The organism is Paracoccus sp. (in: a-proteobacteria) (assembly GCF_039808215.1).
Classification (GTDB): domain Bacteria; phylum Pseudomonadota; class Alphaproteobacteria; order Rhodobacterales; family Rhodobacteraceae; genus Paracoccus.
Genome location: NZ_JBDHSP010000026.1, coordinates 17,065 through 38,913, shown reverse-complemented (window position 1 = coordinate 38,913; position 21,849 = coordinate 17,065). Strand labels below are relative to the sequence as shown.

General features: G+C 67.4%; 18 protein-coding genes and 1 tRNA gene. 9 read left to right on the top strand and 10 right to left on the bottom strand.

From position 1 onward, the window contains the following. A partial coding sequence (locus WMK75_RS10475; RefSeq protein ID WP_347267621.1) for an ATPase domain-containing protein occupies nucleotides 1-576 on the bottom strand: 576 nt, incomplete at its 3' end. Between the two features lie 241 nt (nucleotides 577-817). Between WMK75_RS10475 and WMK75_RS10470 the strand changes: the two genes are divergently transcribed. Beyond that, nucleotides 818-1,414, top strand: coding sequence for a hypothetical protein (locus WMK75_RS10470; RefSeq protein ID WP_347267620.1), 597 nt, complete (start codon nucleotides 818-820; stop codon nucleotides 1,412-1,414). A gap of 4 nt (nucleotides 1,415-1,418) precedes the next feature. On the opposite strand, the gene WMK75_RS10465 is transcribed toward WMK75_RS10470, so the two are convergent. Then, nucleotides 1,419-2,321: a LysR family transcriptional regulator gene (locus WMK75_RS10465; RefSeq protein WP_347267619.1), complete on the bottom strand. Its 903-nt coding sequence runs from the start codon at nucleotides 2,319-2,321 to the stop codon at nucleotides 1,419-1,421. Nucleotides 2,322-2,471: 150 nt separating this feature from the next. Here WMK75_RS10465 and WMK75_RS10460 point away from each other — a divergent pair, with 150 nt between their 5' ends. The 3 genes from WMK75_RS10460 to WMK75_RS10450 are packed head-to-tail and all read left to right on the top strand — an operon-like array spanning nucleotide 2,472 to nucleotide 5,139. Next, complete coding sequence (locus tag WMK75_RS10460) at nucleotides 2,472-3,473, top strand: ABC transporter substrate-binding protein (RefSeq protein ID WP_347267618.1); 1,002 nt, start codon at nucleotides 2,472-2,474, stop codon at nucleotides 3,471-3,473. 8 nt (nucleotides 3,474-3,481) lie between these two features. Next, entirely contained in the window at nucleotides 3,482-4,336 is an 855-nt protein-coding gene (locus WMK75_RS10455; RefSeq protein ID WP_347267617.1) for an ABC transporter ATP-binding protein, read from the top strand. Then, nucleotides 4,333-5,139, top strand: a complete 807-nt coding sequence (locus WMK75_RS10450; RefSeq protein WP_347267616.1) for an ABC transporter permease — start codon at nucleotides 4,333-4,335, stop codon at nucleotides 5,137-5,139. The genes WMK75_RS10455 and WMK75_RS10450 overlap by 4 nt, the downstream gene beginning before the upstream one ends. A gap of 115 nt (nucleotides 5,140-5,254) precedes the next feature. Here WMK75_RS10450 and WMK75_RS10445 read toward each other — a convergent pair. After that, nucleotides 5,255-5,341, bottom strand: a tRNA-Leu gene (locus tag WMK75_RS10445). A gap of 74 nt (nucleotides 5,342-5,415) precedes the next feature. Continuing rightward, nucleotides 5,416-9,168: a methionine synthase gene (gene metH / locus WMK75_RS10440; protein ID WP_347267615.1), complete on the bottom strand. Its 3,753-nt coding sequence runs from the start codon at nucleotides 9,166-9,168 to the stop codon at nucleotides 5,416-5,418. Nucleotides 9,169-9,317: 149 nt separating this feature from the next. Between metH and lipB the strand changes: the two genes are divergently transcribed. The 4 genes from lipB to WMK75_RS10420 all read left to right on the top strand — a co-directional run bounded on the left by lipB (nucleotide 9,318) and on the right by WMK75_RS10420 (nucleotide 12,961). Continuing rightward, entirely contained in the window at nucleotides 9,318-9,971 is a 654-nt protein-coding gene (lipB, locus tag WMK75_RS10435; RefSeq protein WP_347267614.1) for a lipoyl(octanoyl) transferase LipB, read from the top strand. A gap of 144 nt (nucleotides 9,972-10,115) precedes the next feature. After that, nucleotides 10,116-10,610 (top strand): c-type cytochrome, encoded by a 495-nt coding sequence (locus WMK75_RS10430; protein ID WP_347267613.1) that lies wholly within the window; start codon nucleotides 10,116-10,118, stop codon nucleotides 10,608-10,610. Between the two features lie 172 nt (nucleotides 10,611-10,782). Then, the gene (gene ctaD, locus WMK75_RS10425; RefSeq protein WP_347267612.1) at nucleotides 10,783-12,459 is read left to right on the top strand and encodes a cytochrome c oxidase subunit I; all 1,677 of its coding nucleotides are present in this window, start codon (nucleotides 10,783-10,785) and stop codon (nucleotides 12,457-12,459) included. A gap of 7 nt (nucleotides 12,460-12,466) precedes the next feature. Next, nucleotides 12,467-12,961: a DUF2244 domain-containing protein gene (locus WMK75_RS10420; RefSeq protein ID WP_347267611.1), complete on the top strand. Its 495-nt coding sequence runs from the start codon at nucleotides 12,467-12,469 to the stop codon at nucleotides 12,959-12,961. Nucleotides 12,962-13,022: 61 nt separating this feature from the next. Here WMK75_RS10420 and WMK75_RS10415 read toward each other — a convergent pair whose 3' ends face one another. Then, the gene (locus WMK75_RS10415; RefSeq protein ID WP_347267610.1) at nucleotides 13,023-15,512 is read right to left on the bottom strand and encodes an FAD-dependent oxidoreductase; all 2,490 of its coding nucleotides are present in this window, start codon (nucleotides 15,510-15,512) and stop codon (nucleotides 13,023-13,025) included. A 134-nt stretch (nucleotides 15,513-15,646) separates the two neighbouring features. After that, complete coding sequence (locus tag WMK75_RS10410; RefSeq protein WP_347267609.1) at nucleotides 15,647-16,657, bottom strand: D-glycerate dehydrogenase; 1,011 nt, start codon at nucleotides 16,655-16,657, stop codon at nucleotides 15,647-15,649. Nucleotides 16,658-16,747: 90 nt separating this feature from the next. Between WMK75_RS10410 and WMK75_RS10405 the strand changes: the two genes are divergently transcribed. Continuing rightward, nucleotides 16,748-17,350 (top strand): SH3 domain-containing protein, encoded by a 603-nt coding sequence (locus WMK75_RS10405; protein WP_347267608.1) that lies wholly within the window; start codon nucleotides 16,748-16,750, stop codon nucleotides 17,348-17,350. Nucleotides 17,351-17,360: 10 nt separating this feature from the next. Here the strand turns inward: WMK75_RS10405 and WMK75_RS10400 are convergent, their stop codons facing one another. From WMK75_RS10400 to dut, 4 genes are all read right to left on the bottom strand, one after another. After that, nucleotides 17,361-18,161: a class I SAM-dependent methyltransferase gene (locus tag WMK75_RS10400; protein ID WP_347267607.1), complete on the bottom strand. Its 801-nt coding sequence runs from the start codon at nucleotides 18,159-18,161 to the stop codon at nucleotides 17,361-17,363. 85 nt (nucleotides 18,162-18,246) lie between these two features. After that, nucleotides 18,247-20,298, bottom strand: a complete 2,052-nt coding sequence (locus WMK75_RS10395) for a M3 family metallopeptidase (RefSeq protein ID WP_347267606.1) — start codon at nucleotides 20,296-20,298, stop codon at nucleotides 18,247-18,249. A gap of 35 nt (nucleotides 20,299-20,333) precedes the next feature. After that, nucleotides 20,334-21,380 carry a molybdopterin-synthase adenylyltransferase MoeB gene (moeB, locus tag WMK75_RS10390; protein ID WP_347267605.1) on the bottom strand — a complete coding sequence of 349 codons (1,047 nt, stop codon included), beginning with the start codon at nucleotides 21,378-21,380 and terminating at the stop codon, nucleotides 20,334-20,336. A gap of 3 nt (nucleotides 21,381-21,383) precedes the next feature. Next, the gene (gene dut / locus WMK75_RS10385) at nucleotides 21,384-21,845 is read right to left on the bottom strand and encodes a dUTP diphosphatase (RefSeq protein ID WP_347267604.1); all 462 of its coding nucleotides are present in this window, start codon (nucleotides 21,843-21,845) and stop codon (nucleotides 21,384-21,386) included. Nucleotides 21,846-21,849 lie beyond the last annotated feature (4 nt).

Below are 21,849 nucleotides of genomic sequence, written 5' to 3'. Positions count from 1 at the left end.
GGCGGTCAGCTTGCGCATCGCCTGGCTCATCAGGCGGGCCTGGCTGCCCATCTGCATGTCGCCCATGTCGCCCTCGATTTCCGATTTGGGCGTCAGTGCGGCGACCGAATCGACCACGACCAGGCTGACCGCGCCCGAGCGCACCAGCGTATCGACGATCTCCAGCGCCTGTTCGCCGGTATCGGGCTGGCTGATCAGCAATTCGTCCAGATTGACGCCCAGCTTGCGGGCATATTGCGGGTCAAGCGCATGTTCGGCATCGACAAAGGCGCAGACACCGCCCTTCTTCTGCTCTTCGGCCACCACATGCAGGGTGAGCGTGGTCTTGCCCGAACTTTCCGGGCCAAAGATCTCGATGATGCGACCCTTGGGCAGGCCGCCGATGCCCAGCGCGATGTCGAGCCCCAGTGAGCCGGTCGAGGTCGCCTCGATCTCGGCCACGGGATTGTCGCTGCCCAGCTTCATGATCGAGCCTTTGCCGAACTGGCGTTCGATCTGGGCCAAGGCGCTGTCCAGCGCCTTTTGCTTGTCTGCGGATCGCTTGTCGTTCATGTCGAAAAGTGTTGCCCCTGCCATGCCATCCCCATGCTTATTTCATACCCGGCGTGACGGGGCAATCGCGGCCCACCCGCCTGTTGTTCACGAGTTGTTCCTTTCTGCGCCCAAACCCCGCGCGATGCAAGCCCTGGCGACGAATCCCCCCTTTCCCCGCCAAATTCCGGCATCCGGGTTAACAAAGCGTTGACGCGCCCGGTTTACACGGCGGATGCGGGCGGGTATCGCCAACGCCGCCGCAGGGCTGACGAAGGGTGCCGCAATGCTGATCTTCTGGGACAGACGCCTGGTGTTTCTGGCCACGCCCAAGGCCGGCTCGACCGCCATCGAGACGGCGCTTGCGCCCTTGGCCGATGTCACCATCCAGCGCCCCGCCGCGCTGAAACATGCCGATCTGGCGCGCTACCGGCGACATGTCGAGCCCTGGCTGCAGGCCGAGACCGGCGCGGCCTTTACCACCGTCGCGCTGATGCGCGAGCCGATCGGCTGGCTGCGCAGCTGGTACCGCTTTCGCCAGCGCGACGATGACGAGGACCCCGAACATGCGATGGCCGGCGTCAGCTTTGCCGATTTCGCCCTGGCCTACGGCGACCCCGGCGGGCTGCCCGCCGCGCAGGTCGGCAGCCAGGCGGGTTTCCTGACCGAGGCCGGACACCGCATCGACCGCATCTTCCGCTACGAGGACATGGACAGTTTCACGCATTTCCTCGAGGACCGGCTGGGTTGCGAGATCAGCCTGCCGCATATCAACGTGCCGCCGCCGGTGGATGTCAGCCTGACCCCCGGGCAGGAAGAGCGGCTGCGCGGCGCCATGCAGCGCGACCTGCAGCTTTATGCCGAACTTGCCGGGCAGGGCTGAGCGCCTATTCCGTCGCCGCCCCCAGGGCGCGCATGATCTCCTCGGCGAACATCACCGTCGCCAGGCCGGGGCTGCGCTTTTCGCGCTGCACCAGCGTCAGCACGTTCTTGCCCATGGCGACATCGCGGATCGGGCGATAGGTCAGCAGGCCGTTGCGCTGCTCCTCGGCGATGTCGACCCGGCTGAGAAAGGCGATGGCATGGCCGGCGGCGGCCAGGCATTTCATCGATTCGATGGAATTCGCCAGGAAGGTCGGCTCGACCTCAAGTCCGGCATCGGCAAAGGCCGCAACCACGATGTCATGGATCAGCATCGACTTGTCGGCCAGGATCAGCGGCGATGAGGCGCAAAGCGGCAGGGTCAGCGCATCCATCGCCGCCAGCGGATGCTCGGGGGCGAGGATCGCCCCCAGCCGCGTGTCCACCTTGCCCAGCAGTTCGATCTGCGGCGTGGGCGGCAGGTTGAAGGCCAGGCCCAGATCGGCCTCGCCATCGGTCACCGCCTGAATGATGTCGCGGATGAACATGGCCCGGATCGAGATGCGGATCTGCGGATGCCGGGCGCAGAATGTGGCGGCGGCCTTGGGCACGATGCCGCCGGCCAGCCCGCCCATGGTGGCGATGATCACCTCGCCGCCCTGCAAGGTCTTGAGGTCGCGGATGCCGGCCTCGACCTGGCGGTATTCCTTCAGCGTGCGGCGCACATGCGCGATCAGGATCTCGCCCGCCGGGGTCAGGCGCAGCCCGCGCGGCAGGCGCTCGAACAGCGGCTCGCCGATGGCCTCCTCAAGGCGCAGCACATGCTTGTTGATCGCCGAGGAGGCGACATGCAGCCGATCGGCCGCGCCGCGCATCGAGCCGCAGCGGGCCACCTCGTCCAGATAGCGCAGCAAGCGCGAATGCAGCATGGCCCGGCCCCTTCCGACGCTTGCCCGCTCTCGGATCGAGAGCACCCGGCAGCAAAAATAATGCTATCGGGAAGCAGTCTAATGACCTTTCATGGGCAGGGAAAGCGTGCCGGCAGATGCGCGCGCATCGCAACAAGGAGAAGAAAGACCATGCTGGACAACGTCGGAAAACTGCATCGGGTCCTGGGGGCGGCGGCGACCGCGGGATTGCTGTGGGGCGCCGGGGGCGCCCTGGCCGCCGATCCCGACAAGGTCACCTACATGACCAGCTGGTATGCGCAGGCCGAGCACGGCGGCTTTTATCAGGCCAAGGCCGAGGGGCTTTACGAGGCCGAGGGGCTGGATGTCACCATCAAGATGGGCGGGCCGCAGGTGAACGGCATGCAGCTGCTGCTGGCGGGCGAATCCGATTTCTACAACGGCTTCGATTTCCAGGTCCTCAGCGGCGTCGAACAGGGGCTGCCGGTCAAGGCCATCGGCGCCATGTTCCAGCATGACGTGAACGGCATGCTGACCCATCCCGACGTGAAGGGGCTGGACGGGCTGAAGGACAAGACGCTGCTGATCGCCACCACGGCGCGCGCCTCGTGGTGGCCCTGGCTCAAGACGAAATACGGCCTCGATGACGCGCAGGTGAAACCCTATACCTTCAACGTCCAGCCCTTCATGGCCGATGCGAACGCGGCGCAACAGGCCTTCCCCAGTTCCGAGCCCTTCACGCTGGAACAGCAGGGCATCCCCTATAATTTCTTCCTGTTCGCGGATCAGGGCTATCCGCCCTATGGCATCACCCTGGTCACCCGCAACGATGTCATCGACCAGAAGCCCGACGTGGTGGAACGCTTCGTGCGCGCCTCGATCAAGGGCTGGAAAAGCTATCTTGCGGACCCGGCCAAGGGCAACGCCCTGATCAAGGAGGCCAATCCCAAGATGACCGACGAACAGCTGGCCTTCGCGCTGAAGCGCATGAAGGAGCTGCAGCTGGTCACCGGCGGCGACGCGGCCACCGACGGCATCGGCACCATGAAACCCGAGCGCTGGCAGGCCAGCTATGATTACATGGTCTCGGCCGGGCTGCTGAAAGCCGACACGAAATGGCAGGACGCCTTCACGACCGAATTTGTGAAGGACCTCAAGATCATGCCCGAGTGAGGTGCTGCATGGCCCGCATATCCCCCCTCAAGAAGATCGTGGACAATGACATGGCGCCAGGCGAGCAGACCCCCGTCATCGACATCCGCGGCGCGGAAAAGACCTTTCCGAACGGCTTTCGCGCCCTCGAGCCGGTCAACCTGCGCGTCGAGCCGGGCGAGTTCCTGACCCTGATCGGCCCATCCGGCTGCGGGAAAAGCACACTTCTGGGCATGATGACCAACCTGCTGCAGCCCTCGAGGGGCGAGGTGGCCTGGTGGGGCGGTCCGTTCGCGCAGACCGGCACCGCCGGCAAGACGCTGTCGATCGTGTTCCAGGACGCCACGCTGATGCCCTGGGCCTCGATCCAGGCCAATGTGCGCCTGCCGCTGGACCTGACGCGCGTGCCGCGCAAGGATGCGGACCAGCGCGTGCGCGACGCGCTGGCCAGGGTCGGCCTCGCCGGGTTCGAAGACCGGCTGCCGCGCCAGCTTTCGGGCGGCATGCGCATGCGCGTCTCGATCGCCCGGGCGCTGGTGACGGAACCCGACCTGCTCTTGATGGACGAGCCCTTCGGGGCGCTGGACGAATTCACCCGCAACAAGCTCGATGCCGACCTGCTGGACCTGTGGCGCGAACGCAGCCTGCCGATCGTCTTCGTCACGCATTCGATCTATGAGGCGGTGTTTCTCTCCACCCGCGTCGTGGTCATGGCGGCGCGGCCCGGGCGCATCTCGCGCATCATCGACATCGACGCGCCATGGCCGCGCGACGACGCCTTCCGCGGCAGCCCGCGCTTTGCCGCGCTTTGCGCGGAACTGTCGCGGGCCCTGCACGAGGCATCCGAGGAATTGGGCAGCATGTCCACAGGAGCAAAACCATGAACGGCGGCAGAAATCTCGACCATCTCCTGCGCACCGCCGGGCCGATCGGCGTCGGCGTCGTCATCCTCGGGCTGTGGCAGCTGCTGTGCACGCTCTACGAGGTGCCGATCTATCTGTTTCCCAAGCCCAGCGACATCTGGACCAGCTTCGCCGCGAACCTGCCCGGGCTGATGCGCGCGCTGTCGGTGACGCTGATCGTGACACTGCAGGCCTTTGCCGTGGCGGTGGTCGCGGGTACGCTGATCGCCTTTGTCTTCAACCAGAGCCGCATCATCGAGGCCTGCCTGTTTCCCTATGCGATCATCCTGCAGGTAACGCCGATCGTGGCGATCTCGCCCTTGATCATCATCCTGATCAAGGACACGCGGCTGGCGCTGACCGTCTGCGCGGCGATCGTGGCGCTGTTTCCGATCATCTCGAACACCACGCTGGGGCTGCGCAGCGTCGATTCGGGGCTGGTGAACCTGTTTCGCGCCAACAAGGCCTCGCGGCTGCAGACGCTGCTGCGGCTGCGCATCCCCAGCGCGCTGCCGTATTTCTTTGCCGGGCTGCGCATCTCCAGCGGGCTGGCGCTGATCGGGGCAGTGGTCGCCGAATTCGTCGCCGGCACCGGCGGCATGGGCTCGGGCCTGGCCTATGAGATCCTGCAGGCGGGATTCCAGCTGGACATTCCGCTGATGTTCGCGGCGCTGGCGCTGATCACCATCGTCGGCATCGCGCTGTTCGTCGGCATGTCGATACTGTCGAATGCCGCCATCGGCTCCTGGCACGAAAGCCACGCCGAGAACCGCAGCCACGGCTGAGCGGGCCCGGAACGCGCGCCGGCCGCATGGCCGGCCCGCCCGGCGCCGGGATCGGCAACCGGCAGGGCCCACCGAGAATCAATACGCTGATATTGCGTCAAATATCTGGGAAATCTGGTGCGGTCGAGAAGACTCGAACTTCCACTCCGGTTAAGGAACAGCGACCTCAACGCTGCGCGTCTACCAATTCCGCCACGACCGCATCCGTAGCCCGCGTCTCATAGACGCTTGCGTTGCGGATGAAAAGGGCAATTCTCATCCGCAACGGGGCAATTTTCACTCGGCCGCGGCGGCGGCCTGCGGCACATAGTTCAGGATCGAGCCGAGCCAGCGCTCGACCTCTGACGCCGCCATGCCCTTGCGGGCGGCATAGTCCAGAACCTGGTCGTGCTCGACCTTGGCGACGCCGAAATAATAGGCGTCGGGGTGGCCGATATAGAGCCCCGAGACCGAGGAGCCGGGCCACATGGCCATGCCCTCGGTCAGTTCCACCCCGGTCGCGGCGGTGGCGTCCAGAAGGCGAAACAGCGTGCGCTTTTCCGTGTGGTCGGGCTGCGCCGGATAGCCGGGCGCCGGGCGGATGCCCTGATAGGGTTCGGCGATCAGTTCCTGCGGAGTGAAGTCCTCCTCGGCATAGCCCCAGTGCTGTCTGCGCACGCGCTCATGCATCAGCTCGGCCAGCGCCTCGGCAAAACGGTCCGACAGCGCCTGCACGAGAATGGCCGAGAAATCGTCATGCGCTGCCTTGAATCGCTCGGCGATCTCCTGCTCTTCGGGACCCGAGGTGACGACAAAGCCGCCGACATAGTCGCGGTGCCCCTCGGGGGCGACGAAATCGGCCAGTGCCACGTTCGGGCGCCCCTCGCGCTTGCCGACCTGCTGGCGCAGGGTGTGGAAGGTGGCCAGCGGCGCAGTCCGCGTCTCGTCGGTGAACAGGCGGATGTCGTCACCGACGCGATTCGCCGGCCAGAAGCCGATGACCGCACGCGGCGAGAACCATTTTTCGTCGATGATGCGTTTCAGCATGGCCTGTGCATCGGCAAACAGCACCCGCGCCGCCGCGCCCTGCTTTTCGTCGTCGAGGATGCGCGGATAGACGCCCTTCATCTCCCAGGTCTGGAAGAACGGGGTCCAGTCGATATAGCGGGCGATCTCGGCCAGGTCGAAATCGTCGATCACCTGCGGGCCGAGGAACTGCGGGGTCCTGGCGTCGAAGCCGGACCAGTCCACCTGAAAGGCGTTGTCGCGCGCCACGGCCAGGGGCACGCGCTTCTTCTCGCCCTCGGCGCGGGCGTGACGGTTGGCCACGTCCAGATATTCGGCGCGGATGCCCTCGACATAGGCCGCCTTCTGCCCCGACAGCAGGCTGCCGACCACGCCCACGGCGCGGCTGGCGTCGGTGACATAGACCGCCTGCCCGCGCCCGTAGCGGGGATGGATCTTCACGGCGGTATGTACGCGCGAAGTGGTGGCGCCGCCGATCAGCAGCGGAATGTCGAAACCCTCGCGCTGCATTTCCGCGGCGACATGCGCCATCTCGTCCAGCGAGGGGGTGATCAGGCCGGAAAGCCCGATCATGTCGACATTCTCGGCACGCGCGGTTTCCAGGATCCTTGTCGCCGGCACCATCACGCCAAGGTCGATGATCTCGTAATTGTTGCAGGCCAGCACGACGCCGACGATGTTCTTGCCGATGTCATGCACATCGCCCTTGACCGTCGCCATCAGGATCTTGCCGGCGCTCATCGAGCCGCCGCCCTGCGCCTTCTCCTCCTCCATGAAGGGCAGAAGATGCGCCACCGCCTGTTTCATCACCCGGGCGGATTTCACCACCTGCGGCAGGAACATCTTGCCGGCGCCGAACAGATCGCCGACCACGTTCATCCCGGCCATCAGCGGGCCCTCGATGACATGCAGCGGGCGTTCGGCGGCCTGACGGGCCTCTTCGGTATCCTCGACGATATATTCGGTGATGCCGTTGACCAGCGCATGTTCCAGCCGCTTCTCGACCGGCCATTCGCGCCAGCTGAGGTCCTTTTCGCGGGCTTTCGCGCCGCCCTCGCCGCGGAAACGTTCGGCGAGGTCCAGCATGTTTTCTGTGGCGCTGCCGCCCCTGGCGGGCTTGCGGTTCAGCACCACGTCCTCGCAGGCATCGCGCAGCTCCGGGTCGATCTGGTCATAGACCGCCAGCTGGCCGGCGTTCACGATGCCCATGTCCATGCCGGCCTGGATGGCGTGATAGAGGAACACCGCATGCATGGCCTCGCGCACAGGCTCATTGCCGCGGAAGCTGAACGACAGGTTCGACACCCCGCCCGAGATATGCACATGCGGCAGCGACTGCATGATGCGCCGGGTGGCGCCGATGAAGTCGACGCCGTAATTGTCGTGTTCCTCGATGCCGGTGGCGATGGCAAAGACGTTGGGATCAAAGATGATGTCCTCGGGCGGGAAGCCGACCTGATGGACCAGAATCTCATAGGCGCGGGCGCAGATCTCGACCTTGCGGTTCTCGGTATCGGCCTGGCCGGTCTCGTCGAAGGCCATGACCACCACGGCGGCGCCGTAGCGGCGGCACAAGGTGGCGTGATGCAGGAACTGCTCCTCGCCCTCTTTCAGGCTGATCGAGTTCACCACCGGCTTGCCCTGGACGCATTTCAGCCCGGCCTCGATCACCTCCCATTTCGAGCTGTCGATCATCACCGGCACGCGGGCGATGTCGGGTTCCGCCGCGATCAGGTTCAGATAGTCGATCATCGCCTGTTTCGAATCGATCAACCCCTCGTCCATGTTCACGTCGATGATCTGGGCGCCGTTTTCCACCTGATCGCGGGCCACCTCCAGCGCGGCAGCGTAATCACCATTGGTGATCAGCTTGCGAAACCGCGCCGAGCCGGTGACGTTGGTCCGTTCCCCCACGTTCACGAAGGGAATATCGGGGGTCTTGATGAAGGGTTCCAGCCCGGAAAGCCGCAGCTGCGGCGTGATCTCGGGGATCTCGCGCGGGGGGATGTCGGCGACGGCGGCGGCGATGGCGGCGATATGCTCAGGCGTCGAGCCGCAGCAGCCGCCGACCACGTTCACCAGCCCCTCGCGGGCGAAATCGGCGATCTGGCGGGCCATGTCCTCGGGCGATTCGTCATATTGGCCCATCTCGTTCGGCAGGCCCGCGTTCGGATAGGCGCAGATCAGCGTGTCGGCGACGCCCGAAAGCTCGGCCAGATGCGGGCGCATGGCCTCGGCGCCGAGGGCGCAGTTCAGACCAAAGGTTACGGGTGCGGCATGGCGCAGCGAATGCCAGAAGGCGGTGGGCGTCTGCCCCGAGAGCGTGCGCCCCGAAAGGTCGGTGATCGTGCCCGAGATCATCACCGGCAGGCGCAGGCCGTTTTCGGCGAACACCTCTTCGCAGGCAAAGATCGCCGCCTTGGCGTTCAGCGTGTCAAAGATCGTCTCGATCAGGATCAGGTCGGCGCCGCCCGCGATCAGCCCGCGGATCTGCTGCCCATAGGCCAGGCGCAGATCGTCAAAGGTTACCGCACGATAGCCCGGATTGTTCACGTCCGGGCTGATGGATGCGGTGCGGTTCGTCGGCCCGACGGCGCCGGCCACCCAGCGCGGGCGCCCGTCCTCGGCCGTGGCGCGGTCCAGCGCCTGACGCACCAGCCTTGCCCCGTGAAAGTTCAGGTCATGGACCGCCGCCTGCATGCCGTAATCGGCCTGGGCGATCACCGTCGAGGAGAATGTGTTGGTCTCGACGATATCGGCGCCGGCCCTGGCATAGCGGTAATGGATGGCCTCGATCGCTGCGGGCTGGGTCAGGTTCAGCAAATCGTTGTTGCCCTGCTGCGGATGGTTGCCCGGCGCCGGCGGGTGGCAACCGCAGGCGCAGCCGGCGCCATGGCCGGTAAAATCGCCCTCCGAGAGACCAAGCTGCTGGATCTGCGTGCCCATGGCGCCGTCGAGGATCAGGATGCGTTCGCGCGCCGCGGCACGCAGGGCGTCAAAGACGGGCGAAAGGGGCAAGGTCATGGCAAGGGTCCGCAACTGGTGTGACCGGAACTTATAGCGCCTTGTCGCCGATTAGGGAAATTCAACATCTGCAGGATCATCATGCAGCGGATTCATCATCGCCGCCGATCCCCCTTGCCAGCCCGGCCCCGCGCCGACTATCTGGCGCCATGACCGAATGGATCACCGCCCCGGGCCTGACCGACTATCAGCATGCCGTCGCCTTCATGGAGGGGCGCGCCGCCGCCATCGCCGAGGGCCGGGCGGGCGAACTGGTCTGGCTGGTCGAACATCCGCCGCTTTACACCGCCGGCACCAGCGCCCGGGCGCAGGATCTGCTGGAGGCGCGCTTTCCCGTGCATGCGACCGGGCGCGGCGGGCAATACACCTACCACGGCCCGGGCCAGCGCATCGTCTATGTCATGCTGGACCTGAACCGGCGCGGCCGCGACGTGCGCGCCTTTGTCAAGTCGCTGGAATCCTGGGTCATCGACGCGCTGGCCGAATTCAACCTGCGGGGCGAGATCCGCGATGGCCGTGTCGGCGTCTGGATCGCGCGGCCCGACAAGCCCCCCCTGACCGACGGTTCCATGCGCGAGGACAAGATCGCGGCCATCGGCGTCAAGCTGCGCAAATGGGTCAGTTTCCACGGCATCTCGATCAACGTCGAGCCGGACCTCACCCATTACGCCGGCATCGTGCCCTGCGGCATCTCGGGCCATGGCGTCACCAGCCTTGTGGACATGGGCCTGCCGGTCGGCATGGACGACCTGGACCTGGCGCTGCGCGCAAGCTTTGGCCGCCATTTTCCGGCGCTGGGCTGATTTTGCACCTGCGGCAAAATCAGCCTTGCGGAAATCGTGATGTTTTTGCGGTGTTACAGCGCCCGGCCCCGTGCTAACCATCGCGCGAGGAGGAGGGTCAGGACCCGCTTCCGTCAAAAACATCAAGATCCCGGAGGACACGCGATGAAGATCAGCATGATCGCCACTCTCGCCGCCATGACTCTTGCCGTTCCCGCCCTGGCGCAGGACGCTGGCGATGCCGAAAAGGGCAAAAAGGAATTCAACAAGTGCAAGGCCTGCCACATGGTGCAGGCGCCCGATGGCACCGACATCGTCAAGGGCGGCAAGACCGGCCCGAACCTTTACGGCGTCGTCGGCCGCAAGGCGGGCACCGAAGAGGGCTTCAAGTATTCGGACGCGCTGATCAAGCTGGGCGAAGCCGGCGAGATCTGGACCACCGAGGATCTGTCGCATTACATCACCGATCCGAACAAATACGTCGAGGACAAGGTCGGCGACCCCAAGCTGAAGACCAAGATGACCTTCAAGCTGGGCAAGAACCAGGCCGATGTCGTGGCCTTCCTGGCCGCGAATTCGCCCGACGCGGGCGCCGCGCCTGCCGCAGCGCCCGCCGAGGGCGAGGCCGCCCCGGCCGAGGAAGCGCCGAAGTCGAACTGAACCCCGCCCGCCTTTCGGGGCCGGCGATCTGCGCCCCCGCACCGCCAAGGCGTGTGCGGGGGCGCGCTTTTTTGTCGCAGCCGAGCGTTGCGGGGTGGAAGCGACTGGTCTAGAACGGATTCGAGTCCGTCGGCCGCCCGGCCGGCCACGCATCTCTCAGGGAGTCCCCGGCATGGCAGACGCAGCCACCCAAGGCCACGGTCACCATCATGACACCCGCGGGTTCTTCACCCGCTGGTTCATGTCCACCAACCACAAGGATATCGGCATCCTCTACCTGTTCACGGCCGGCGTCGTCGGCCTGATCTCGGTCTGCTTCACCGTCTACATGCGCATGGAGCTGCAGCATCCCGGCGTGCAATACATGTGCACCGAGGGCGCCCGCTTCATCGCCGACGCCTCGGCCGAATGCACCCCGAACGGGCATCTGTGGAACGTGATGATCACCTATCACGGCGTGCTGATGATGTTCTTCGTCGTCATCCCGGCGCTGTTTGGCGGTTTCGGCAACTATTTCATGCCGCTGCACATCGGCGCGCCGGACATGGCATTCCCGCGGCTGAACAACCTCAGCTACTGGATGTATGTCTGCGGCGTGGCGCTTGGCCTGACCTCGCTGCTGTCGCCGGGCGGCAGCGACCAGCTGGGCGCGGGCGTGGGCTGGGTGCTTTACCCGCCGCTGTCCACGACCGAGGGCGGCTATGCCATGGATCTGGCGATCTTCTCGGTGCATGTCTCGGGGGCCTCGTCGATCCTCGGCTCGATCAACATCATCACCACCTTCCTGAACATGCGCGCGCCGGGCATGACGCTGTTTCGGGTGCCGCTGTTCGCGTGGTCGGTGTTCATCACCGCCTGGATGATCCTGCTGTCGCTGCCGGTGCTGGCCGGCGCCATCACCATGCTGCTGATGGACCGCAACTTCGGCACCAGCTTCTTCGACCCGGCGGGCGGCGGCGATCCGATCCTTTACCAGCACATCCTGTGGTTCTTCGGCCATCCCGAGGTCTATATCATCATCCTGCCGGGCTTTGGCATCATCAGCCATGTCATCTCGACCTTCGCCAGGAAGCCGATCTTCGGCTATCTGCCGATGGTGCTGGCCATGGCGGCGATCGGCATCCTGGGCTTCCTGGTCTGGGCGCATCACATGTTCACCGTCGGCATGTCGCTGACCCAGCAGAGCTATTTCATGCTGGCCACCATGACCATCGCCGTGCCCACCGGCATCAAGGTGTTTTCCTGGATCGCGACCATGTGGGGCGGCTCGATCGAGTTCAAGACGCCGATGCTCTTCGCCTTCGGCTTCCTGTTCCTGTTCACCGTGGGCGGCGTCACCGGCGTGGTGGTCAGCCAGGCGCCGCTGGACCGGGTCTATCATGACACCTATTACGTCGTGGCACATTTCCACTATGTGATGAGCCTCGGCGCGATCTTTGCCATCTTTGCCGGCACCTATTACTGGATCGGCAAGATGTCGGGGCGGCAGTATCCGGAATGGGCCGGCAAGCTGCATTTCTGGGCGATGTTCATCGGCTCGAACATGATCTTCTTCCCGCAGCATTTCCTGGGCCGCCAGGGCATGCCGCGCCGCTATATCGACTATCCGGTGGAGTTCGCCTTCTGGAACAACATCTCGTCGATCGGGGCCTATATCTCCTTCGCCTCTTTCCTGTTCTTCATCGGCATCGTCTTCTACACGCTGTTCGCCGGGCGCCGCGTGCGGGTGGCCAATTACTGGAACGAGCACGCCGACACGCTGGAATGGACCCTGCCCTCGCCGCCGCCCGAGCACACGTTCGAGCAACTGCCCAAGCGTGAGGACTGGGACCGTTCGCACGCGCATTGATCCGCGCATGCCCTACGCATGGCAGGACACGGCCCCGGAGCAATCCGGGGCCGTCTCGTTTCGCCTTGAGCTCTGGCCGCACCGCTCGCTGTCGCGGCGCGGTTTCGTCTGGGTCATCGCCCTGACCGCCTCGGCCATGGCCCTGCCGCTCTTGGCGCTGCTCGGCCGCCCGGCCCTGTGGGAGATCCTGCCCTTTGCCCTGCTGCCGGTCTGGGCGCTGTGGCTGGCGATCCGGCTCAGCAACCGCCGCCCGCATGAGCGGCTGGATCTGGCGCGCGACAGCCTGACCCTGACCCGCAGCGATCCGCGCCGGCCCGACCGCATCTGGCGCACCAACCCCTATTGGGTGCGCGCGGCGCTGCGCGACGATGGCCCGGTCGAAAATTACCTGGTTCTCAGCGACGGCCGGCGCGAGATCGAGCTTGGCGCCTTTCTTTCACCCGCGGAGCGCCGGTCGCTGCATGGCGAACTGGCCACAAGGCTGGCGGCCCTGCGCGGCTGAGCACCCGGCGATTCCCCCGTGGCGACAACCGGGCGCGCGCCTCCATCGCCGCGGATGCGGATCAGCCGTCCAGGCGGATGCGGGCATTCTGCGGGTCATGCGGGCTGTCCTCGGTCACGGTGCAATCCCACAGCTCGCGCTGCATCCTGACCTGCAACCTTGTCCCCGGCCGCGCCAGATCGGGGCGGACATAGCCCATGCCGATCTGCTTGCCGAAGACCACCGACCAGCCGCCCGAGGTCAGGCGCCCGACGCGCTCGCCGTCCCAAAACAGCCCCTCGCGACCCCAGGGATCGGCATCCGCCGGCCCGTCGATCAGCAGCGTCACGCAGCGCGAGCGGATACCCTTGTCCAGCATCGCCTGCCTGCCGATGAAATCCTTGGACAGATCGACAAAGCGATCCAGCCCGGCCTCAAGCGGCGTGGCGTCGCGGCCCAGCTCCGTGCCGAAGGCGCGATAGCTTTTCTCCTGCCGCAGCCAGTTCTGTGCCCGGGCGCCGACCAGCTTCAGGCCGTGGCGCTCGCCCGCTGAAACCAGCTGATCCCAAAGATAGCGGCCGAATTCGATCGGGTGATGCAGCTCCCAGCCCAGTTCGCCCGTATAGGCGACGCGGATGGCGCGCACCGGGCACATGCCCAGTTCGATGTCGCGCATGGCAAGCCAGGGAAAGCGGCGGTTGCCCAGCGCGCTGGCGGGATCGGCATCGCGCAGCAGTTCCGCCAGGATCCTGCGGCTGTTCGGCCCGGCCAGGGCAAAGACCCCCCATTGCGTGGTGATGTCCTGCACCACCAACGGGCCGCAGGTCCCGGCCATGGCCGCGGCTTGCTGGCGCAGATGGTCGCCGTCGTAATCCGACCATGCCCCGGCCGAGATCAGGCAATAGTCATCCTCGGCCAGGCGCAGGATGGTGTATTCGCTGCGCGTGGTCCCGGCCTCGGTCAGCGCATAGGTCAGGTTGATGCGCCCCACCGCGGGCAGGCGGTTCGAGGTCAGGCGGTCCAGAAAGGCGGTGGCGCCGGGGCCGCTGACGCGGTGCTTGGCAAAGGCGCTGGCGTCGATCAGCCCGGCGCTGTCGCGAATCGCCCGCGCCTCGGCCTCGGCATGGGGCCACCAGCCGCCGCGGCGAAAGCTGCGCGCGCCGTGGTCGTCAAATCCCGCGGGGGCGTAGTAATTCGGCCGCTCCCAGCCGTTCACCTGGCCGAACTGCGCGCCCGCGGCCTTCTGGCGGTCATAGGCCGGGGCCGTGCGCAGCGGCCGGCAGGCCTCGCGTTCCTCGTCGGGGTGGTGCAGGACAAAGACATGCGCATAGCATTCCTCGTTCTTGCGCGCCGCGTATTCCGTGGTCATCCAGCTGCCGAAGCGGCGCGGATCCAGGCTGGCCATGTCGATCTCGGCCTCGCCCGCGACCATCATCTGCGCCAGATACTGGCCCACGCCGCCGGCGGCGGTGATGCCAAAGGAAAAGCCCTCGGCCAGCCACATGTTGCGCAGGCCCGGCGCCGGCCCGACCAGCGGATTGCCGTCGGGCGTATAGCAGATCGGGCCGTTGAAATCGTCCTTCAGACCCACATGCTCGGCGCTGGGCAGCCGGTGGATCATCGACATGTATTCCTCCTCGATGCGCTCGAGGTCCAGCGGGAACAGATCGGCGCGGAAGGAGGGCGGCACGTCATAGGCGAATCGCGCCGGCGCCCCGGCCTCATAGGGGCCGAGGATCCAGCCGCCGCGTTCCTCGCGCACATACCAGCGCGCGTCGGCGTCGCGCAGCACCGGATGTTCGGGATTGCCGGCGGCGCGCCAGGCCGCCAGCGCCGGGTCCGGCTCGGTGACGATATACTGGTGCTCGACCGGGATCGCCGGGGTGCGAATGCCCAGCAGCCGCGCCGTGCGCTGCGCGTGGTTGCCGGTGGCGGTCACCACATGCTCGGCGCGGATCTCGAAGACCTCGCCCGAGGGCACAAGATTGCCACCCTTTTCCACCATGCGCTCGCAGCTGACGATCCATTCGGCGCCGGTCCAGCGATAGGCGTTCACCTGGACCCTGCGCTCGATGGTGCAGCCGGCCATGCGCGCGCCCTTGGCCATGGCCTGGGTCACGTCGGCGGGGTTGATATAGCCGTCGGTGGGGTGAAACAGCGCCCCCTTCAGATCCTCGGTCCGGACCAGCGGCCAGCGCTCGCGGATCTCGGCCGGGGTCAGGAATTCATGGTCGATGCCCAGGGTCTCGGCCGTGGCCGAGTAAAGCATGTATTCGTCCATGCGCGCATCGGTCTGCGCCATGCGCAGGTTGCCGCAGCGGGTGAAGCCGGCGTTCAGCCCGGTCTCGGCCTCGAGCCCGGCATAAAGCCGCACCGAATAGTCGTGGATGTGGCTGGTGGCATAGCCCATGTTGAACAGGGGCAGCAGCCCCGCCGCATGCCAAGTGGAACCTGCGGTCAGTTCGTCGCGCTCGACCAGCATGGTGTCCCAGCCCGCGCGCGCCAGATGCAGGGCGATGCCGCAGCCGACGGCGCCGCCTCCGACCACAAGGGCCCTTGCATGGGTTTTCATGGCAGGCGTCTCCTGTTTGCGGGCGTGCTTGCGGATTTGTGCCAGAGCCGGTGCGGCCAGGCGCGACGGGCGCGACATGATCGCGGCGGAAAGCGACATGCGCGGCCGCGCGGCGCCGGAATGCGCCCGCCCGGTCACAGCATCGAGGGCACCACCAGATCCGGCGGCCGGTGGCCATCGGCAAAGGTCTTGATGTTGAGCAGCACCTTCTCGCCCATCTCGACGCGGCCCTCGATCGTGGCCGAGCCCATATGCGGCAGCAGCACGACATTGGGCAGTTCCCGCAGCCGCGGGTTGATCTCGTGCCCGTGCTCGAACACGTCAAGCCCGGCGCCGGCGATCTCTCCGGCGCGCAGCATCCGCGTCAGGGCGTTCTCGTCGATCACCTCGCCGCGCGAGGTGTTGATGACCACCGCCGAGGGCTTGAGCAGCTTCAGCCGCCGCGCGTTCAGCAGATGGAAGGTCGAGGGCGTGTGCGGCGCGTTCACGCTGACGATGTCCACCCGCGCCAGCATCTGGTCGAGGCTTTCCCACCAGGTCGCCTGCAGCTCGGCCTCGGTTTCGGGGCGCAGCCGGCGGCGATTGTGGTAATGCACCTGCATGCCAAAGACATTGGCGCGCCGCGCCACCGCCTGGCCGATGCGCCCCATGCCCAGGATGCCCAGGCGCCGCCCGCCCAGACGCCCGCCCAGATGCGAGGTCGGCGCCCAGCCGCCCCAGCGCGCCTGCTGCATCTCGGCCATACCCTCGGGCAGGCGCCGCGTCACCGCAAGGATCAGCGCCAGCGCCATGTCGGCGGTGTCCTCGGTGACGACGCCGGGGGTATTGCTGACCAGGATGCCGCGCTGGCGGGCGGAATGCACGTCGATGTGGTCGACCCCCGCGCCGTAATTGGCGATCAGCTTCAGCCGGTCGCCGGCCTGCGCCAGCATGCTGGCGTCGATGTGGTCGGTGATCGTCGGCACCAGGATGTCCGAGCCGCGCATGGCCGCGACCAGTTCATCGCGGTCCATCTTGTGGTCGTCGGTGTTCAGCGTGACGTCGAAAAGCTCGGCCATGCGCGTCTCGACGGCATCGGGCAGCCGTCGGCTCACGGTAACTTTAAGTCGTGAACGGGCAGGATCGGTCGCATGGGCGGCGGACATGGTCGCTCCTCTCTTCCAAAGCCGGGCAGCTTTTGGCAAAGTGCCCGCGTTACAGGGCAGGCACAAGACCCCGCAAAGGCAGGACCGCAGATGAAGCAAGGACATGTGTTGCTGGGCGCCATGACATTGGCGCTCGGGATCGGTATTTCCGCCGCGGCGCGGGCGCAGGCGACCGATCCGGGCGAGCAACTGGACGCCAAGCCGGTTCCGGGCCTGTCCGCCGATGCCGCGATCAGCCGCCACCAGGGCGAGGAACGCGACCCGAACCGCGGCCAGGTGACCAATCTGCCGCTGCCGCGCTATGTCAGCCTCAAAGGCAGCGAGGGCAATGCAAGGCGCGGCCCCAGCCTGTCGCATCGCATCGACTGGGTGTTCCGCCATGCCGGCATGCCGCTGCGTGTGGTGGCCGAATTCGGCCAGTGGCGCCGGGTCGAGGACCAGGACGGCGCCGGCGGCTGGGTGCATTACTCGCTTTTGTCCGGAGTGCGCACCGCCATCGTCACCCGCGACATGCTGGACCTGCTGTCGCGTCCCGAAGAGCGCGCCGGCGTCGTCGCCCGCGCCGAGGCCGGCGCCATCGTCCGGCTGCACGAATGCAACATCGACTGGTGCCGCGTCTCGGGCGGCGGCGAAAAGGGTTGGGTGCCCAAGGCCGCGCTCTGGGGCGTGGACCGCGACGAGATTCGCGACTGACGGCGCCGGGCTATTGTTCCCGGCCCGGATGCAGGGGCGCGCCCGCCTTGCGGATGACGACATGGCCCAGCGACACCCGCATCCAGTCGATGCGTGAGGACCGCGGCGCCCCGGCGCCCAGCCCGGGATGGGTCATGTCCTCGGCGCCGCATTCGTCCACCAACTCCTTGACAAAGCCGACCATGCCGCGGTCATGGCCGTGAAAGCGCCGGCGCACGAGGTTCCAGCGCATCCAGCCGGTCAGCCTGCGCAGTGGACGGGCCCCCTGCACGGCATCGGCCTTGTGCATGCGATCCAGCAGCCGTTCATGCCAGGACAGGCCCGGCACCTCGGGACGGAAATGCTTGCCGTCCGGGTATTGCGGCCAATAGCCGGTGCCCCAGTCCTCGATGAAATAAAGGCCGCCCGGCTTCAGATGGTGCTCGAACAGATGCCAGAAGGACAGCCGCGTCAGCTGCCCGACATGCGAGGCGTCGTCGATGATCACGTCGAATCCGTCCGGCGCCCGCTCGGCCGCGATGCGGTCCAGCAGGCCCAGATCCTGCTGTTCGCCGACATAGCAGCGCACCCGACCGCTGTCGAAACGCGCCTCGCACGGGTTGATGTCCAGCCCGGTGATGCTGGCATTGGGCAGCCAGGATTCCCAGTGTTTCAGCGAATCGCCGCGGGCGATGCCAAGTTCCAGCAGGCGCAGCGGCGCATGGCGCATCGGGCCGATATAGCGCTGGTAATTGCGGAAATAATGCGCAAGCCCCATCTTGTCGATCGGGATGTCGCCGATATGCGTGACCGGAACCTCGGCCGGGACCATGAAACCACCTGCCGCCGCCACCCCAACCCTGCGGGTGGCCTGCGGTCAGGCTAGGCCCGCCCCGGGGTTGCGGCAAGCAGTTTCATTAGCATTGAGTACGATCATTCGCGCCGGCCAGCAATCCGCGCCCGCGCAGCAGTGCCTGCACCCCCGGCTTGCGGCCGCGGAACTGCAGCCAGAGCTGGTCCGCGGGCTGCGAATCGCCCTTTGACAGGATGCAGCGTTCCAGCCTGGCCGCGGTCTCGGGGTCGAAGGCGCTGCCCGCCTCGAGGAAGGCGTCAAAGGCGTCGGCGTCCATGACCTCGGACCACATGTAGCTGTAATAGCCGGCGCTGTAGCCCTCGCCCGAGAAGACATGCGCGAAATGCGGCGTGGCGTGGCGCATCGGAATCGCGCCGGGCGCGCCCAGCTGCGCCAGCACCTCGGCCTGGCGCGCCATCGGATCGGCGGGCGGCGGGCCGCGGTGAAAGGCCAGATCGACCAGCGCACTTTGCAGATATTCGATGGTGGCAAATCCCTGATCGGCCTTGCCCGCCGCCAGGATGCGGTCGCGCAGGCCCGCGGGCATCGGCCGGCCGGTCTGCGCATGGCGGGCGTGGCGGTCCAGCACCTCTGGCTGTTCCAGCCAGTGTTCGAACAGCTGGCTGGGCAGTTCCACGAAATCGCGTGCCACCGAAGTCCCCGAGATCGAGGGCCAGGCCACGTCCGACAGGATGTGATGCAGCGCATGGCCGAATTCGTGAAACAGCGTATGCGCGTCGTCCCAGGACAGCCAGGCCGGCGCCTCGGGCGTCTCGGGCGGGGTAAAGTTGCAGACATTGACCACGATCGGGCGCTGGCCGGCGCCGATCCGGTGCTGCGGCTGCAGGCTGGAACACCAGGCACCCGAACGCTTGCCGGGCCGGGCGAAATAATCCCCGAGGAACACCGCCATGCGGCGCCCCTGCCGGCTAACCTCCCAGGCGCGGACCTCGGGCGCCCAGAGCGGGGCCCCGAAGGCGCGGAACTCAAGCCCGAACAGGCGGCTGGCGGTGTCAAAGACCGCGCCGAGCATCGCCGGCAGCGTCAGATAGGGCTTGACCTCGGCCTCGTCCAGATCGTGTTCGGCCCGGCGGCGGCGCTCGGCGTAATGGCGCCAGTCCCAGGGCTCCAGCGCGCCATTGACGCCGTCGGCGCCCAGCATGCGGGCAAATTCCGCGGCATCGGCCTCGGCGCGGGCGCGCGCCGGCGCCCAGACCTGCATCAGCAGCGCCTCGACCGCCTCGGCATTGCCGGCCATCTCGGGCTCAAGCTTGTAGCTGGCGAAATCCGCATGGCCCAGCAATTGCGCGCGTTCGTGGCGCAGGGCCAGGATTTCGGTGACGATCAGGCGGTTGTCGGTCTGCACCCCGCCCGCGCCGCTGCCGGTGCCGCGCGCCGCCCAGGCCCGCCAGGCCGTCTCGCGCAGGGCGCGGTCGCCGGCATGTTCCAGAAAGGGCACGATCAGCGAACGGCTGAGCGTCACCACCTGGCCCGAAAGCCCGCGCGCCCGCGCCGCCGCGCGCATGGCGCGGATCAGCCAGTCGGGCAGGCCGGCCAGCCGCTCGTCGGGCACCGCCATGACGAAATCGCGCTCATCGGTCAGCACGTTCTGGGCGAAATCGGTGGTCAGCACCGCCAGACGCTCGCGGATCTGGGCCATGCGGTCGCGCGCGGCGCCGGTCAGGCCGGCGCCGGCCCGGCGCAGCCCGCGCAGCGTCAGCTCGGCCAGGCGCCTGTCCTCGGGGGCAAGGTCCTCGCCCCCGTGCAGCACCGCGGCGACGCGCGCGAACAGGCGCGGGTCCATGCTGACCTTGCTGCCATGCGCGGCCAGGCGCGGCGCGATCTGGCGCTGCAGCGCCTCGCGCGCGGGGTTCGAGCCGGTGCCGGCCAGGTTGAAGAAGATGGCGCAAAGCCGCTCCAGCGGCTCCTCGGCGGTTTCCAGCGCCGCTACGGTATTGGCGAAACTGGGCGGCGCGGCATTGGCGGCGATCGTCTCGACCGCAGCGCCGGCCTGGTCCAGACAGGCGTCGAAGGCCGGGGCGAAATCCTCGTCGCGGATCAGATCGAAACGCGGCAGGCCCAGCGGGCCGCTCCAGCAGGTCAGTTCGGGGTTCATCCGGGGGCGCCTCCTTGCCGATCAGCCCGAATGTTTCATTCCGGCGCGGAATGTCCAGAGCCGCAGACCGGGCAATCTCCGCGGCGGGCGATTTTCATCACCCGGTTCTCGGCGTAGAGCCCGTCGAGGATCAGCATGCGCCCGCGCAGGCTCTCGCCCGCGCCGGAAATCAGCTTGATCGCCTCAAGGGCCATCAGGCTGCCGATGACGCCGGGCAGAGGTCCGACCACCCCCGCCTCGGCGCAGGCGGGCGCCAGCCCGGGCGCCGGAGCCTGCGGAAAGATGCAGGCCATGCAGGGGGCGCCCCGCGCCGGGTCCCAGACCGTCACCTGGCCTTCCCATTGCGCGATGGCGCCGGCGACCAGCGGCACGCCGGCGGCGGCGCAGGCTGCGTTCACTGCGCGGCGGGCGGCGAATGTGTCGGTGCCGTCGATGACCAGGTCATGTTTTCCGGCCAGCGCGGCATCGCCTGCGGTGATGCGCCGCGTCAGCGCCTCGACCGAGACATGCGGATTCAGCGCCAGCATGGCGTCACGCGCCGCCTGCGCCTTGGGCCGGCCGTCGTCCGCGCCGCGAAAGATCACCTGCCGCTGCAGGTTCGACAGGCTTACCCGGTCGTCATCGGCCAGGGTGATTCGCCCGACCCCGGCCGCGGCCAGATACAGGCAGACCGGCGCCCCCAGACCGCCGGCGCCGACCACCAGCACCCGCGCCCGCCTCAGCGCCGCCTGCCCCGGCCCGCCCAGTTCGCGCAGCACGATATGGCGGGCATAGCGGTCCAGCTCCGCATCCGAGAGCGCCCCCTGCGGCGCGGCTGGCGCCTCGGGCAGCGGCGCGGCGCGGCGGCGCAGCTGCGCCAGACCGGCGCGATAGGCCAGCAGCAGCAGGCCCAGCACGCCAAGCACCAGCCAGACCCGCGCATCGCCGCCGACCAGCCGTGCCGCGCCGCTGTCCGGCGCCAGCAGCAGCACGCCCGTCGCCAGCAGCCACAGCGCCGCCACGCCGGCCCAGCCGCGCCAGGGCGGCCAGCCCAGAAGCCGCGCCGCCAGCAGCCAGGCCAGCATGGGCAGAAGCACCAGCACCGCCTAGTCCCTGCCGGTCGAGCCGAAGCCGCCCTCGCCGCGCGCGGAACCGGCCAGGGTCTCGGCCAGGGCAAAGCGCGCGCGCACCACCGGCGCCAGCACCGCCTGGGCGATGCGCTCGCCATGCGCAATCACATGCGGCTCGCGGCCGAGGTTGATCAGGATCACCCCCAGCGGGCCGCGATAGTCGCTGTCGATGGTGCCCGGGGCATTGGCCAGCGTCACCCCGTGGCGCAGCGCCAGGCTTGAACGCGGGCGCAGCTGCAGCTCATGACCTTCGGGGATCTCGACGCGCAGCCCGGTCGGCACCAACCGGATCTCTCCGGGGGCCAGCACCAGATCCGCCCCGCCCAGATCGGCGCGCAGATCGGCACCGGCCGCGCCAGGCGTCTGATATTCGGGCAGGGGCAGCGCGGGGTCCGCGCCCGGTTCGCGCACGACCAGAATCGTCACCTCGGCCGTCATCGCC